This is a genomic window from Actinomadura sediminis, from assembly GCF_042675525.1.
Lineage (GTDB): Bacteria > Actinomycetota > Actinomycetes > Streptosporangiales > Streptosporangiaceae > Spirillospora > Spirillospora sediminis.
In genome coordinates this window covers 1-14122 of the sequence record NZ_JBHTJA010000139.1, presented here as the reverse complement: position 1 = coordinate 14122, position 14122 = coordinate 1, and the positions used below count along the sequence as shown (strand labels likewise).

Genomic DNA, 14122 nt, shown 5'->3' with positions numbered 1-14122 from the left:
GGCTTCGCCACCGGCCCGTCCGACGCGCCCGGCTTGCCGACCGAGATCTCCCCGCCCGGCCGGCGCCGCACCGCGGCGCCGTCCTCCCGCGCCGCCGACGGCCGCGCCGGACGGGTGCGGCGGGGGCGGGCGGGCTCCGGCTCGGGTTCCGGCTCGGCGTCCTCGCCGCCGCGGACGCGCTCCACCACGGTGCCGACGACCTTCTCCGCGGTGTGCTGGACGTCGTGGCGGAGCCGCCCGATCACCGGCTTCACGCCGCCGCCCTCGGTGATCTCCTTGTAGTCGCGGGTCACGCGGTCGCCGAGCAGCAGCGCCCGGCCGACACCGAACATGGCCAGCCGGACGGCGTGCAGCGGGAGGTCGCGGACCTGCTCGCCCACCGTGTCCTGAACCTGCTGCTTGAGGCGACGCGGCGATCTCGTCATGGTCTTTCCTCTTCCTGCCGTCCTTATCAGGGAACTCGGGAGCACACGTACGGTCGTCGAATCTCACTCTGCCCCATGGGTGCGATCACGGTCACCCCGGGTTAATGTCTTTCTGTCCAAAAACGGCGTGCGGTCGGTCACAACCGGACCGGAGGCCTTGCGCCCCGGGACCTCCGCCGCCCTCCCGGAGCGTTCCCCGCCCGGCACGGCACCCGCGGGGCGACTCGTACGATGGGGGGCATGACCGCCAACACCGAGCCCGCCGGAAGCCGGGGCCGTGTCCTGCTCGCCAAGCCGCGTGGTTACTGCGCCGGCGTCGACCGGGCCGTGGAGACGGTCGAGGTCGCCCTCGAGAAGTACGGGGCCCCGATCTACGTCCGCAAGCAGATCGTCCACAACGTCCACGTGGTGAAGACGCTGGAGGAACGCGGCGCCGTCTTCGTCGACGAGACCGAGGAGGTCCCCGAGGGGGCGATCGTGGTCTTCTCCGCGCACGGCGTCGCGCCGGTCGTCCACGAGGAGGCCCGCAGGCTGGACCTGCGCACCATCGACGCCACGTGCCCGCTCGTCACGAAGGTGCACAAGGAGGCCGTCCGGTTCGCCGCCCAGGACTACGACATCCTCCTCATCGGCCACGAGGGGCACGAGGAGGTCATCGGCACCTCCGGTGAGGCGCCCGACCACATCCACCTGGTCGACGGCCCCGACGACGTCGCCAACGTGAAGGTCCGCGACCCCGAGCGGGTCGCGTGGCTGTCGCAGACCACGCTCTCGGTGGACGAGACGATCGCCACCGTCGAGAAGCTCCGCGAGCGGTTCCCCAAGCTGATGGACCCGCCGTCCGACGACATCTGCTACGCCACCCAGAACCGGCAGGTCGCCGTCAAGGAGATGGCCGCGCAGTCCCAGCTCGTCATCGTGGTCGGCTCCACCAACTCCTCGAACTCCGTGCGGCTCGTCGAGGTCGCCAAGGAGCACGGCGCGGACGACGCCCGCCTCGTCGACTACGCGGAGCAGATCGACCCCGCGTGGCTCGAGGGCGTCACCACCGTCGGCGTGACGAGCGGCGCGTCCGTCCCCGACGAGCTCGTGCAGGGCGTCCTCGCCTGGCTCGCCGAGCGCGGCTACGGCGAGGCCGAGGAGATCGAGTCCGTCGAGGAGCACATGCGGTTCTCCCTGCCGAAGGAACTCCGCAGGGACCTGCGCATCACGCCGGTCTAACCCCACGGTCAGTCCACGTCACCGTGCGGCGGCGCGTGCCGGGCGGGGGAGGACGGGGAGTCGTCCCACCGGACGGGGTTCTCGTTCTCCTCCTCCTCGAACAGCCGGACGCCCGCCAGCTTGTCGCGCAGCTCCCGCACGTTCGTCAGGAGCCCGCGCGGCAGCGTGATCAGCAGCACCAGCAGCGTGCCGAAGAACAGCCACGGCGCGGTCCCGGCCAGCGCGGTCAGCACCCCGACGGCGACGCCGCGCAGCAGCGACCCCTGCCCGAGCGTGGTGACGAACTCCGCGATCAGGGTGGCGAGGAAGAACGCCAGCGGCGGGCTGACGGCCAGCGTCAGCAGGTCCGCCGGGCGGGTGGCGAGCGCGGCGAGCACGCAGCCCACCGTGAACCCGCCGCCCGCGAGCAGCGGCATGTCGAGCCAGCGCGACAGCAGCCCGCACAGCACGGCCGTCCCGAATACCACGACGACGCCGCCGCGCCCGGTCAGCGTCACCGGGCCGGTCGGCGCCGCGCGGGACCGGGGCGGGCGGGCGCCGGACGCGCGCGACCGCCGCTGCGGCCCGCCCCGCCGCCGTCCCGTCCCGCGGCGCGTCGGCGGCGTGTCGCCCGGGGCGTCGCGTGCCGTCGATGTACTCATTGCCACCTCTCTCGCCGATCGCTCTGCTCGGGGACGGCCCAGGTTCCGTACTGCGGGGAGCCCTCGCGCGAAGCGTCGTCATGGTCCTGGGCAACCGCGTCGTGGGGAATTTCGTCGTGGGGAACCGCGTCGTGCCGAACCGCGTCCTGCGGAATCCCGGCCCACGGGACATCGTCGTGCGAGTCGCCGCCGTCCGGGGCGTCGCGTTCGTTGAGCTCCGCCGCCGAAAGCGCGCGCGGGGCCTCTTCCACCGGCCGGGGGCCGTCCAGGGAGCCGTCGACGACGCCCAGGTCGTTCAGGCGTCGCGCGCTGACGAGCACCCGCGTCTCCAGCGACCCGACCGTCCGGTTGTAGGACTTCACCGCGCCGGTGAGCGCACGGCCCAGCTCGTCGACGTGCTGTCCCATCGTGCCCAGCCGCTCGTACAGTTCTTTGCCCAGGTCGAACACCGCCCGCGCGTTACGGGAAAGCGCGGCCTGCTGCCACGCGTACGACGCCGTCCGCAGCATCGTGATGAGGGTCGTGGGGGTGGCGATGTGGACGCGGCGCCGCATCGCGTACTCCAGCAGTTCGGGATCGCGGTCCAGGGCGGGCGCCAGGAAGGCCTCGCCCGGGATGAACAGGACCACGAACTCGGGGGCGGGGCTGAACGCCTGCCAGTACGACTTCGCGGCCAGCCGGTCGACGTGGTCGCGCAGGTGGCGGGCGTGCGCGTCGAGCCGCACCGGGTCGCCGCTCTCGGCGGCCTGCAGGTAGGCGGCCAGCGACACCTTCGAGTCGACGACGATGGACTTGCCCCCGGCGAGCCGCACGACCATGTCGGGCCGGACCGTCCCGTCCCGCGTGACCGCGCTCGCCTGCTCGTCGAAGTCGCAGTGGTGCGTCATGCCCGCCAGCTCCACGACCCGTCGCAGCTGCAGCTCGCCCCAGCGTCCCCGCGCCTCAGGCCGCTGCAGCGCCCGCACCAGCGACCGGGTCTCGCGGCCGAGCTGCTCGGAGCTCTGCCGCACGAAGTCGACCTGCTTGGCGAGCATCGCGTGCGACTCGCGGCGGCCCGTCTCGACCTCGCGGAGCTGCTCCTCGACCTTGGCGAGCGCCTCCCGCAGCGGCCCGACCAGGTGCTCGACCGCCTGCTGCCGCCGCTCCAGATCGCCCGCCGCCTCGGCACCGGCCGCCTTCAGCCGCGCGTCGGCCAGCTCCAGGAAGCGGGCGTTGCTGGCGTCCAGCGCGCGCGCCGACAGGTTCTCGAAATGCTCGGCCATCCGCTCCTCGGCGTAGGCGAGCTTCTCCTCCGCCGCACGGGCCCGCGCGATCAGCGCGCCCTGCCGTCCCATGGCCAGCGCCCACCCGGCGACCACGCCGAAGGCGGCCCCGACGACGAGGCCGGCGAGCAGCGCGAGGTCCATCCGTTCATCGTGACAGCGCCGCCGCGAACCGCGACCGCGACGCGCCGGGAAGGGCGGCACGGCGGACAATCGGCGCACTGCCGACCAACGCCGGACGGCGCGCGGCGGGCGGCGCCCGGGACGCCGCACGGCGCGGTGCCTCCGGGCTCGTAAACTTGACCGCCGTGAGCCTCTCCATCGGAATCGTCGGGCTGCCCAACGTCGGCAAGTCCACCCTGTTCAACGCGCTGACCAAGAACGACGCGCTGGCCGCCAACTACCCGTTCGCGACCATCGAGCCCAACGTCGGCGTGGTCGGGGTGCCCGATCCGCGGCTGGCCGTGCTCGCCGAGATGTTCGGGTCGGCGAAGACAATCCCGGCGACGATGGAGTTCGTCGACATCGCGGGCATCGTCAAGGGCGCCTCCGAGGGCCAGGGCCTCGGCAACAAGTTCCTCGCCAACATCCGCGAGACCAACGCGATCTGCCAGGTCATCCGCGCCTTCGAGGACCCCGACGTCACGCACGTGGACGGCGACGTCGCCCCGTCCCGCGACATCGACACGATCAACACCGAGCTGATCCTGGCCGACCTGCAGACGATCGAGAAGGCCCTGCCGCGCCTCGAGAAGGAGGCCCGGACCAAGAAGGACAAGAACCAGCTGGCCGTCGTCGACGCCGTCACCGCCGCCCAGAAGCTTCTCAACGAGGGCGTCACGCTCTTCGCCGGCGCCGACAAGGCGGGCATCGACCTGACCCTCCTGCGCGAGCTGCACCTCCTCACCGCGAAGCCGTTTCTCTACGTCTTCAACCTGGACGAGGGCGAGCTGACGGACGAGTCCCTGCGCGCGCGCCTGCGCGACCTGGTCGCGCCCGCCGAGGCGATCTTCCTCGACGCCAAGATCGAGGCCGAGCTGATCGAGCTGCCCGACGACGAGGCCCTCGAGCTCCTGCAGGGGATGGGGCAGGAGGAGTCGGGCCTCTCCCAGCTCGTCCGCATCGGGTTCGCCACCCTCGGCCTGCAGACCTACCTCACCGCGGGCCCGAAGGAGGCGCGCGCGTGGACGATCCGGAAGGGCGCCACCGCGCCCGAGGCCGCGGGCGTCATCCACACCGACTTCCAGCGCGGCTTCATCAAGGCCGAGATCGTCTCGTTCGACGACCTGACCGCCGCGGGCTCCATGGCGTCCGCCCGGACCGCCGGGAAGGTCCGGATGGAGGGCAAGGAGTACGTCATGCAGGACGGCGACGTGGTGGAGTTCCGCTTCAACGTCTGAAGCTCGCCGCAAACGTGTGACTCGTGACGCTTGTCCGGTTGTGTCCTGGACGCACCGATCGGAGGCCGGGATAGGGGATCGTCACCGTTTGGCAATCCTTCCCGTTCCTGCTGAGGTGGATCGCATTATCCACAACCGCGTGCCGGGGCTGTGCTTCGCTCGGATGCGCTGGAACAATTGACGCTCGTGGTTACTCTGGGCCCGGGGTGGGTTCGGAAAGGACCACCGCGCAACATTCGGACCAGGCGAACAGAGCGCGCCGACCTTGGGGGCGAGGCGCGAGCGGAGGCAGGATGGCTCGCAGGTCGGCCGTGAAACGCGGCCGTGACACCGCCGTGGTCGACGAGACCGCGGCGCCGGGTCTGTCCGTCGACCCGTGGGAGGTTCCGGACGACCGGGGCCGCGGCGGCCCGCGCGGCGGCCGCTGGTCCGGATCCGGCGGCCGCTGGTGGGTGTGGACGGGCCGCGCCGTCCTCTGGGCCCTGATCATCGTCATCCTCGTCAACGGCGTCCGCGCCCCGTTCGAGCGTTTCACCGCCGCGGACGACCCCGCGACGGCCGAAACGCCCAAGTCGTCGCCCGAACGCGCCCGGTTCCCCAGCAGCGCCGCCGGAGCATTCGCCCTGCAGTTCGCCAACGTCTATCTGAATTACGACCAGGAGAACGCCGCCGACCGCCAGGCCCAATTGCGCACGTTCCTGCCCGAGGGCGCCGACCCGCAATTCGGCTGGAACGGAACCGGAACGCTGCAGGTCCAGTCCGTGCAGGTCGCGGGCGTCCAGGCGCGCGACGCCCACAACGCCACCGTCACCCTGCTCGCCCGCACCGGCGACCGGTGGCTGCGCCTCGCCGTCCCCGTCTACGCGAACGAATCCGGCGCGCTCGTCGTCGCCGCCCGTCCCGCGCTGCTCCCCCCGCCCGTCAAGGCGCCGCTGCCGCAGCAGGACCCCGCGCAGCGCGACGCCGCCCTCGAAGGCGAGCTGCAGCCCATCCTCGTGACGTTCTTCCAGGCCTACGCCCGCAGCGACACCACCGCCCTGTCCCGGTTCGCCGCGGGCAGCCCCATCGGCGGGCTCGCCGGCTCGGTCGAGTTCGTCCGCGTCGCCGAAGTCGTCGCGCCGCAGGGCGAGGCCGGCGCCCGCACCGTCACCGCGAGCGTCGTGTGGCGCGTCGCGGGCGGCGAGCTGGAACAGGCCTACGAACTCGACATGGTGCGCAAGGACGCGACCTGGTACGTCAAGGACATCCGCGGCACCACCGACCCCGACCCGTCATGAGAGGCCGCGAGATGAACCGCAGACCGTCCCCCCACGCCGAACCAGGAAGGTAAGTCGATGCTGCACCACCTCATGGCGTCGATCCCGATCGAGATCCTGGCGGCGCCCGACGACGAACTCCAGACGGACCAGCTCGCCGACTGGCTCCGCCAGATCTTCGGCCCGCTCTTCCTCGTGATCGTCTCCATCGTGGCGATCTTCTTCTTGTTCACCCGTGAGATCACACGGTTCGTGCAGTTCATCCTGCTGGCGATCGGCATCGGGGTGGTCTTCTACGTGCCCAACATCATCGAGACCACCGCCAAGGCGATCGCCGCCGCACTGGGACTGGACATCAGCTGACGCGGAGACGGTGTTCGCACAGGTAGGGGAGTAGGGGCGTGGATCTACCCACGTACACGAACATATGGCGCATCGAGAAGCGGCTGTACAAGCTGTACGACCTGCGGCTCCCCATGCCGCTGCCGCTCGTGCAGATCGGTGTGTTCCTCGGCGTGTTCGTGCCCTGGATCGTGATGCTGCGGCTCGTCGGCGTCCCGTTCGAGTCCCCGTGGCACGTCCTCTACATCGTTCCGCCCGGCGTCCTCACCTGGCTCGCGACCCGGCCCGTCATCGAGGGCAAGCGCCTCACCGAACTGCTCCTCTCGCAGGGCCGCTACCTCGCCGAGCCCCGCACCTGGTGCCGCCTCACCCCGATCCGCGAGCCCCGCGAGGTCGTCATCGTCGCCCGCGTGTGGCGCCGCCCCGGCGCGCCCGCCCCGGCGCCCGAACGCGTCGCCGTCAAGTCCCGCCGCAGGCCCGCCCCCGCCGCCGAGGTCCCCGCGCCCCGCGATGAGCCCCTCCCGGAGACGCCCCGCCTCGAGCACCCCACCGGCAAGCGCGGCCTCATCTCCGGCGTCCGCCGCCCCGGCGCCCCCGACTTCGCCACCACCCTGGCTCCTCCCATCGAGTCGCCCGCACCGGGGACGCCCGCGCCGGCGGCACCCACCGGCTCGCCCGCCCTCGGGCCGTCCGCGTCCGGTGCACCCGCCCCAGGGACGACCGGCGGGTCACCCGCCCTTCCCACCGCCCCCGCCGGGACGTCCGCGTCCGGGCCGGGCGCCGGGACGCCCGCGCCCGGGGCGCCTGCCTCCGGGGCGTCTGGCACCGGGGCGCACGCCGGGGCGTCTGCCTCCGAGGCATCTGCCTCCGAGGCGTCTGCCTCCGGCACGCATGCAGGAGCGCCCGCGTCCGGGACCGCCGCCGGAGCGCCCGCGTCCGGGACGGCCGCCGGTGCGGCCGCGTCCGAAGCGCGGGCCGATGCGGCGGCGTCCGGCGGCGAGCCCGGTGACAGGAAGGTCGCCGGGCCCGTCCCGACCCGCCCCGACATCCCCATGGTCCCCGGCGCCTTCGGCGCGCCCGAACCCCTCGTCAACGAGGCCCAGCCGCGCCACCCCGGCGCCCCCGCTCCACGGCCGCCCGACCGCCGCGTGGCGGGCGCCGAACCCGCACGGCCCGCGGCGTCCGAACGTCCCGCCCCGCCGGACCGGACGCCGCAGGGCGAGCGTCCCGTCCCGGCACCGTCGCCGGACGCCCCGCCCGCCGCCGGGCGGCAAGGCCCGGCGCAGCCCGCGCCCGACCGCACGCGGCAGGAGAACCCGGCGCAGCGGTCCCCGGCGCCGGAGCAGCCGCCCGCGCCCATCCGCCCGAGGGCCGCGCAGCCGCCGGGACAGTCGGCGCAGGCTCCGCCGTCCGCCCCCGCTCCGTCGGAGCGCGAGCCGCAGGGAAGTCCGTCCGCGCCCGCCGCTTCGGAGGACGAGTGGCAGGCGGTCGGCTCGGAGAAGCAGCCGCCCGTGCAGGGCGCCGTACGCGGAACGCGGCCCGTGGACTCGCAGGAGCGGCCCTCCGCGCCCGCCGGTCCGGGCGCGCAGCGGGAGTCGGGTCAGGCGCCGCAGGGCGAGGGTCCCGCCGCGGCGGGCGAGCATCGGTTGCCGGTGGCGCCCCAGGGGCGGGCTTCCGGGACGGGGCGGCCGGCCGCACCGCCCGAGCAGGGAGGCGTGCCGGTTCGGGCGTCCGGTGCGGCCCCCGCAGCGTCGGCGGGCGAGCCCGCGCCCGCGCGTCCCGTGGAGTCCGGAGGACCGACGGGCGCGGACGGACGTCCGCCGCAGCACCGTACGTGGCCCGAGGCGGACGAGCGGGGCGGCGCCGGGGCGGTGCCGCAGGCGCCGCGGACGTTCGGGCGGGCCCCGGCGCCCGAGGACGTGCCGGACGAACGGCCCGCCGCGGACGGGCCCGGGCGGGCGCCCGTGCCCGGGCACCAGGTGCCCGCGGCGTCGCAGCGGGAGCACGGGTGGCCGCCGGAGCCGGACGAGCCGGAGACGCCGCGGCTGGAGGCGCCGCGGCCGTGGTCGAAGGGGCTGTCGCAGCCCGCGCGGCCCGCGGCGACGGACGCGCAGATGTGGCCGCCGGTGCCCGAGCCGGGGGTGCCGCAGGACGAGGAACCGCCGCCGCGGGACGTCCGGTCGGGTCCGCAGTCGCCGGTGCGGCCGCGCCCGCTGCCGCCGCCCCCGCCGCCTCCGCCGTCCGGTCCGGCGATCACGCCGCCGGGGCCGGAGCACGAGGTGAGCGCCGGCGGCCTGCGGCGGCTGTTCCAGGCCGTCGGCGGCGGGCACGGCGACGTGGACGCCGAGTACCAGCTGCGGCTCCAGCAGCCGTTCCGCGGGACGCGCCACGTGGTGGTGCTCGGGTGCACCGGCGGCGCCGGGCAGACGGTCACGGCGCTGATGCTCGGGCACACGTTCGCGCAGCACAACGCCGAGCCGGTCGTGGCGATCGACGTGAACCCGGGGCCGGGGGCGCTGGCCCGGCGGACGCGGAGCGAGACGAACGAGACGCTGACCGGGCTCATCACGCGGGCGGACCAGGTCGGCAGCCTGACGGCGATGCGGCGGTACACGTCGCAGGCCAAGTCGGGCCTGGACGTGATCGCGGCGGGCAAGAACCCGCTGCAGGCCCTCGACGACCGCGACTACGCGCTCGCGATCAGGACGCTCGACCGGTTCTACTCCGTGACCCTGCTGGACACGGCGGCGGCGGTGGTGGCGCGGGTGCTGCCGTACGCCGACCAGCTCGTCCTGGTGGCGCCGGCGAGCGCGGACGCGCCGCGCGCGGTGGCGATGACGTACGAGTGGCTGGACGGCCACGGGTACGAGGAGCTGCGGTCGCGGGCCGTCACGGTGATCAATGGGGTGAGTCGCCGCAGCATGGACGACGTCGAGCAGGCGGAGGCCGTGGCGCGCGGCAGGTGCCGGGCCCTCGTGCGGATTCCGTGGGACGATCACCTCAGCATGGATCGCGGGCCGCGCAACGAGCTGAAGTCGTTGCGCGCCCCGACGCGGCGTGCCTATCTTGCCCTCGCCGGCGTGGTCGCCGGCGGGTTCGGCGTCGTGCCCGAGCGTTACCAGGAGCTTCACCAGGAGCAGGAGGCCACCCGATGAGCGCCCCTCGCGGGCACCGAGCGGAGACCGCCACGAGCCGGGCGTTCCTGGCGGGCGCGACTGACGTTGCTGACCGCCCGGACCGAGAACACTCTCTCCGGCATCCCTCCGCGGGACGGCGCGGATCGGGAGAATCAGTCGGTGGGACCGAGGTCGGGAGGGCGGCATGAGCAAGTCCAGCCGGCTGGCCGTGCGCTACTTCGACGACCGGGTGCTGCTCACCGACAACGCGGCCTGGGCGTACTTCCGGTTGCCGACGGTGTCGTACGAGTTCACCACCGGGGAGGAGCGGGAGGCGCTCGCCACCAACATCACGATCGCGCTCGCGGGCATCCGGATGCAGGACGCGGAGATCCATCTGCGGATCGCGCACCGGACGTACCCCGCCGCGGAGTGGGCGCTCGCACTGGACCGGACGTCCGACGGCGGCCCAGGATGGCGCGAGTACCTGGAGGAGACCTACGCCCACGTGTGGGCCAAGGACTTCTGGACCAAGGAGGTCTACCTCGGGGTGCGGCTGGGGCCGCGCGGGATGGGCGCGAACCTGTCCGGGGGAGTGCTGTCGCAGCTCCTCGGGTTCTACAAGCGCAGCGAGAACGTCCTCGGCGTCCACGACGACGCGATCGACAAGAAGGAGATCGCGCGCTGGACGGAGCAGGCCGAGCGGATCGGACGGGCGTTGGGCGGTTCGGCCCTCTACGCCCGGCACGCCACCTCGACCGAGGTGGCGTGGCTGTTCCAGCACGCGGTGACGGGGTCGCTGGCCGACCCGCCGCCGTCGGCGGTGCCGCGGCGGACGTGGGGCAAGGGCGAGATCGAGTCGCTGGTGGAGGGCGCCATCCACAACGGCCGCTCGTACCTGCGGGTGGAGCAGCCGAACCACGGCGCGGGCGGCGGCGCGACGGCCGCGTCGTACGTCGCGTACCTGTCGTTCGCGCGGTTCCCGGACCTGATGCCGTTCCCGGACGGCGAGCCGTGGTTCCACTACGCGGACGCGCTGCCGTTCCCCGTCGAGATCAGCGCGCGGATGAAGCTGATCCCGCCGGCGAAGGCGTCCAAGGACGTGTCGCGCAAGCTCGCCCACGCCCGGGACATGGACCAGCACATCCGGGAGGCGGGCGCGGAGGCGCCGATCGCGCTGGCCGAGCAGATCGACGCGGCGCGGATGCTGGAGCACGGCATCACCAAGGAACGGCTGCCGTTCGTGTACGGGTGGCACCGGCTGATCGTGTCGGCGCCCACCGAGGACCTGCTGGCGCAGCGGGTCGACGCGGTGGTGGAGCACTACCGCGACATCGGCATCGACGTCGTCAACTCGACCGGCGACCAGTTCTCCCTGTTCCTGGAGTCGCTGCCGGGCGACCGGATCCGGCTGAACGCGTACGCGCAGCGGCAGCCGCTGCGGACGATCGCGGGCGGCATGCCCATCGCGACCGTCGACCTCGGCGACCGTCCGGACGACGCGCAGGAGGGCTGGATCGGCCCGTACGTCGGGGAGACGCTGGGGCGGGCGCGGTCGATCGTCCACTTCGACCCGCTGGTCGCCGCGGCCCGGAACCGTCCGACGGCCGTCGCGATCACCGGGGAGCCCGGCGGCGGCAAGACGACGCTGGCGCTGCTGCTGATCTACCAGATGGCGCTGCGCGGGGTGACGGTCGCGGCGATCGACCCGAAGGGCGACGCGGAGACGCTCGTCGAGCTGCTGAAGGCGCGGGGCCGCAAGGCGCGGATCCTGCCGCTGGGGTCGGCGGCGCCGGGCCTGCTCGACCCGTTCTCGTTCGGCGACGATCTCGCGGCGAAGAAGACGATGGCGACCGAGACGCTCCGGCTGCTGCTGCCGCGGATGTCGGAGGAGCGCGAGTCCGCGATGATCCAGGCGGTGGGCGCGGTCGCGAACGGGGAGCGGCCGTCCCTCGGACGGGTCGTGGACCATCTCGAGGCGTCGGACGATCCGGCGTCGAAGAACCTCGGCGCGGTGCTGCGGTCGATGTCGGAGATGCGGCTGGCGCGGCTGTGCTTCGACCCGTCCGGCGGCGAACGCATCGACACCGAGGGCTGGACGACGGTGTTCACCCTCGGCGGGCTCACGCTGCCGGACGTCACCATCGCGCGGGAGGACTACTCCTACGAGCAGCGGCTGTCGGTCGCGCTGATGTACCTGGTGTCGCAGTTCGCGCGGCGGCTCATGCACGGCCTGGACCGGCGGCTGCCGAAGGCGATCTTCCTGGACGAGGCGTGGGCCGTCACGTCCACCCCGGAGGGGGCAAAGCTGATCCCCGAGGTGTCGCGGATGGGCCGGTCCCGCAACACCGCCCTGATCCTGGTCTCCCAGAACGCGGGCGACCTGCTGAACGAGCAGGTGACGAACTGCCTGTCCTCGGTGTTCTCCTTCCGCTCCACCGAGCGGGTGGAGGTCGGCAACGTCATGGCGCTTCTGGGGGTCGAGGCGTCCGACGAGCACAAGGCCGTGCTCCGCAACCTCGGCAACGGCGAATGCATCTTCCGTGACCTCGACGGCCGTGCGGGACGCATCGGCGTCGACCTGATCTCCGAGGAACTGCAGCGTTGGCTGGACACCAACCCGACCCGGTCGAGGCCGCGGTCGTCCGAACTCACCGTCGCGGGGGCCGAAACCGAGGAGGTCGGTCGATGAGCCCGCCCCGCCGCCGGACGTCCCGCCTGCAGCGTTCACCGGAGGCGGGGCTGGACCCGTCCGCGCTGGACGGTGCGCGGCGGCGGCGCGCGCGCAGCCGGCCGCGCACCCGCCGGTCCGCGGTCCTGTTGGCGATCATGGCGCTCCTGATGCTCAGCCCCATGACCCCGGCCGCCTCGGCGATTCCGACACCTCCCTGGTCGAACCCGAACGACGCGTGTGCGCCCGCCGACAGCCCAGCGCCCGAGCAGTACGGGACGGGCACGGACGGGCTCATCAAGCCTCCGGGCTACCCCAGCGAGCAGTTGCAGAAGACGCCCGCCGAGGACCTGACCTACTACGACCGGTACGGCACCGCGGGGCAGACCTGGTACGCGGTCGACATGGGCTGCTCGGACGCCATGGCGATGATGGGCAACGCCCTCGCCAACACCACGTTCACGCTGGTCCGGGCGATCGACCGGACGACGATCAGCGTGTACCAGTCGGCGGCGTCCGAGTCGCTGCTGAGCTGGCTGAAGGACACGGTGGACGGCGTCATCAGCGGCATCGGCGAGACGTTCAACGCCCGCTACTGGTCGTGGGTGGTGATCCTCGGGGCGATGTGGCTGGCCTGGTGGGGCCTGGTCCGGCGGCGCGCCAGCAAGGTCACCGAGGGCGTGGTGTGGATGGTCGCCGCGATGGTGGCGCTGATCTGGCTGGTCGCGCGGCCCGCGGACTTCACCACGCTCGGGACGAAGGTGTCGGAGGCGACGAGCGCGGCGTTCAACGCGGCGTTGCCGCAGAGCGACACGAAGGGCGGGGAGTGCATCCCGCGTCCGGAGGGGCGGCCGGATCCGGCCGAGTCGGCCGACCTGGACGCGACCACGCGCAACGCGAACAAGCTGTGGGTGGCGCTCGTCTGCAAGCCGTGGCTGCAGGGCGAGTTCGGCACGACGGACCCGGACGCCGAGATCGTCAAGGACAACGCCGACAAGCTGCTGTGGTCGCAGGCGGTCGGGTTGCCGGAGACGTACGGCTCCGAGGACGTCGACATGGGGGCGAAGGCGGACGCCTACAAGGAGGTCGCCGCCGACATCAAGGAGAACCATCCCGAGACCTATTCGCTGTTCCAGGGCAAGAACTGGCAGAACCGGCTGGCGGTGGCGTTCGGGGCGCTGTTCGCGGCACTGGTCGCGGGCCTGCTGATCCTGGTCATCGCGATCGCGCTGATCGTCGTGAAGATCGCGTTCCTGCTGCTGCTGGTGGCGGGGCCGATCTTCCTCGGGATCGGGATCCATCCGGGCATCGGACGGGTGATCGCGGTCCGCTGGCTCGAGTTGCTGCTGTCGATGCTGCTGAAGCAGGCGGCCCTGATCGGGGTGCTGTCGCTGCTGCTGTGGGCGTACGGGCTGATCCTCGGGGAGACGCTGCCGTGGGGCCTGCAGGTGCTGCTCATCGCACTGGTGACGGGCGCCGCGTTCGTGTACCGCAAACCGTTCCAGCATCTGTTCTCGGCGGTCGGCTATTCGGCGGTGGGCTCGCGGGACAAGAGCGAGGCGCACCTCGACAAGTCGGTCGCGGAGGCCCGCAAGAACACGACGGCGGTCGCGGGCGCGGTGGTGCCGGGCGCCGCCGGGTACCGGCTGGGCGGGCGCCGCGGCAAGGGCGACGCCGCCGCGGAGAACGGCGCGGCCGCGCAGGGCGCCGACGGGCAGGCCGCGACCGGCACGCTGACCGATCGCCGCGCGGGCGGCACGGGACCCGGCGCGGGCGAGGGCGCGTCGC

10 protein-coding genes are annotated in these 14122 nt (G+C 73.2%); 7 read left to right on the top strand and 3 right to left on the bottom strand.

Going from position 1 to position 14122, the window contains the following annotated elements; all coding sequences use genetic code 11:
- A partial coding sequence (locus ACFQ11_RS34300) for a hypothetical protein (protein ID WP_378306468.1) occupies positions 1-425 on the bottom strand: 425 nt, incomplete at its 3' end.
- Between the two features lie 240 nt (positions 426-665).
- Here ACFQ11_RS34300 and ACFQ11_RS34295 point away from each other — a divergent pair.
- Complete coding sequence (locus ACFQ11_RS34295) at positions 666-1646, top strand: 4-hydroxy-3-methylbut-2-enyl diphosphate reductase (protein ID WP_378306466.1); 981 nt, start codon at positions 666-668, stop codon at positions 1644-1646.
- 8 nt (positions 1647-1654) lie between these two features.
- On the opposite strand, the gene ACFQ11_RS34290 is transcribed toward ACFQ11_RS34295, so the two are convergent.
- Both ACFQ11_RS34290 and ACFQ11_RS34285 read right to left on the bottom strand, forming a co-directional pair.
- Entirely contained in the window at positions 1655-2287 is a 633-nt protein-coding gene (locus tag ACFQ11_RS34290) for a DUF6542 domain-containing protein (RefSeq protein WP_378306464.1), read from the bottom strand.
- A complete protein-coding gene (locus ACFQ11_RS34285; RefSeq protein WP_378306462.1) occupies positions 2284-3693 on the bottom strand; it encodes a DNA recombination protein RmuC in 1410 nt (469 codons plus the stop codon). Before ACFQ11_RS34285 ends, ACFQ11_RS34290 begins: the two co-directional genes overlap by 4 nt.
- Positions 3694-3857: 164 nt before the next feature.
- On the opposite strand from ACFQ11_RS34285, the gene ychF reads away from it, so the two are divergent.
- The 6 genes from ychF to ACFQ11_RS34255 form a co-directional block, all read left to right on the top strand.
- Positions 3858-4949: a redox-regulated ATPase YchF gene (gene ychF, locus ACFQ11_RS34280; RefSeq protein WP_378306460.1), complete on the top strand. Its 1092-nt coding sequence runs from the start codon at positions 3858-3860 to the stop codon at positions 4947-4949.
- Positions 4950-5242: 293 nt separating this feature from the next.
- Positions 5243-6226, top strand: coding sequence for a conjugal transfer protein (locus ACFQ11_RS34275; protein ID WP_378306458.1), 984 nt, complete (start codon positions 5243-5245; stop codon positions 6224-6226).
- A gap of 57 nt (positions 6227-6283) precedes the next feature.
- Positions 6284-6568 (top strand): hypothetical protein, encoded by a 285-nt coding sequence (locus ACFQ11_RS34270; RefSeq protein ID WP_378306456.1) that lies wholly within the window; start codon positions 6284-6286, stop codon positions 6566-6568.
- Between the two features lie 38 nt (positions 6569-6606).
- A complete protein-coding gene (locus tag ACFQ11_RS34265; RefSeq protein WP_378306453.1) occupies positions 6607-9702 on the top strand; it encodes a TcpE family conjugal transfer membrane protein in 3096 nt (1031 codons plus the stop codon).
- 166 nt (positions 9703-9868) lie between these two features.
- Positions 9869-12355, top strand: coding sequence for an ATP-binding protein (locus tag ACFQ11_RS34260; RefSeq protein ID WP_378306451.1), 2487 nt, complete (start codon positions 9869-9871; stop codon positions 12353-12355).
- Positions 12352-14122, top strand: a 1771-nt coding sequence (locus tag ACFQ11_RS34255) for a type IV secretion system protein (protein ID WP_378306449.1), incomplete at its 3' end; no start/stop codon positions are given. The genes ACFQ11_RS34260 and ACFQ11_RS34255, both read left to right, overlap by 4 nt.

Coding starts and splice junctions, on each gene's coding strand:
- ACFQ11_RS34275 (WP_378306458.1), top strand. CDS start 5,243: ATGGCTCGCAGGTCGGCCGTGAAACGCGGCCGTGACACCGCCGTGGTC.
- ACFQ11_RS34290 (WP_378306464.1), bottom strand. CDS start 2,287: ATGAGTACATCGACGGCACGCGACGCCCCGGGCGACACGCCGCCGACG.
- ACFQ11_RS34270 (WP_378306456.1), top strand. CDS start 6,284: ATGCTGCACCACCTCATGGCGTCGATCCCGATCGAGATCCTGGCGGCG.
- ACFQ11_RS34285 (WP_378306462.1), bottom strand. CDS start 3,693: ATGGACCTCGCGCTGCTCGCCGGCCTCGTCGTCGGGGCCGCCTTCGGC.
- ACFQ11_RS34260 (WP_378306451.1), top strand. CDS start 9,869: ATGAGCAAGTCCAGCCGGCTGGCCGTGCGCTACTTCGACGACCGGGTG.
- ACFQ11_RS34295 (WP_378306466.1), top strand. CDS start 666: ATGACCGCCAACACCGAGCCCGCCGGAAGCCGGGGCCGTGTCCTGCTC.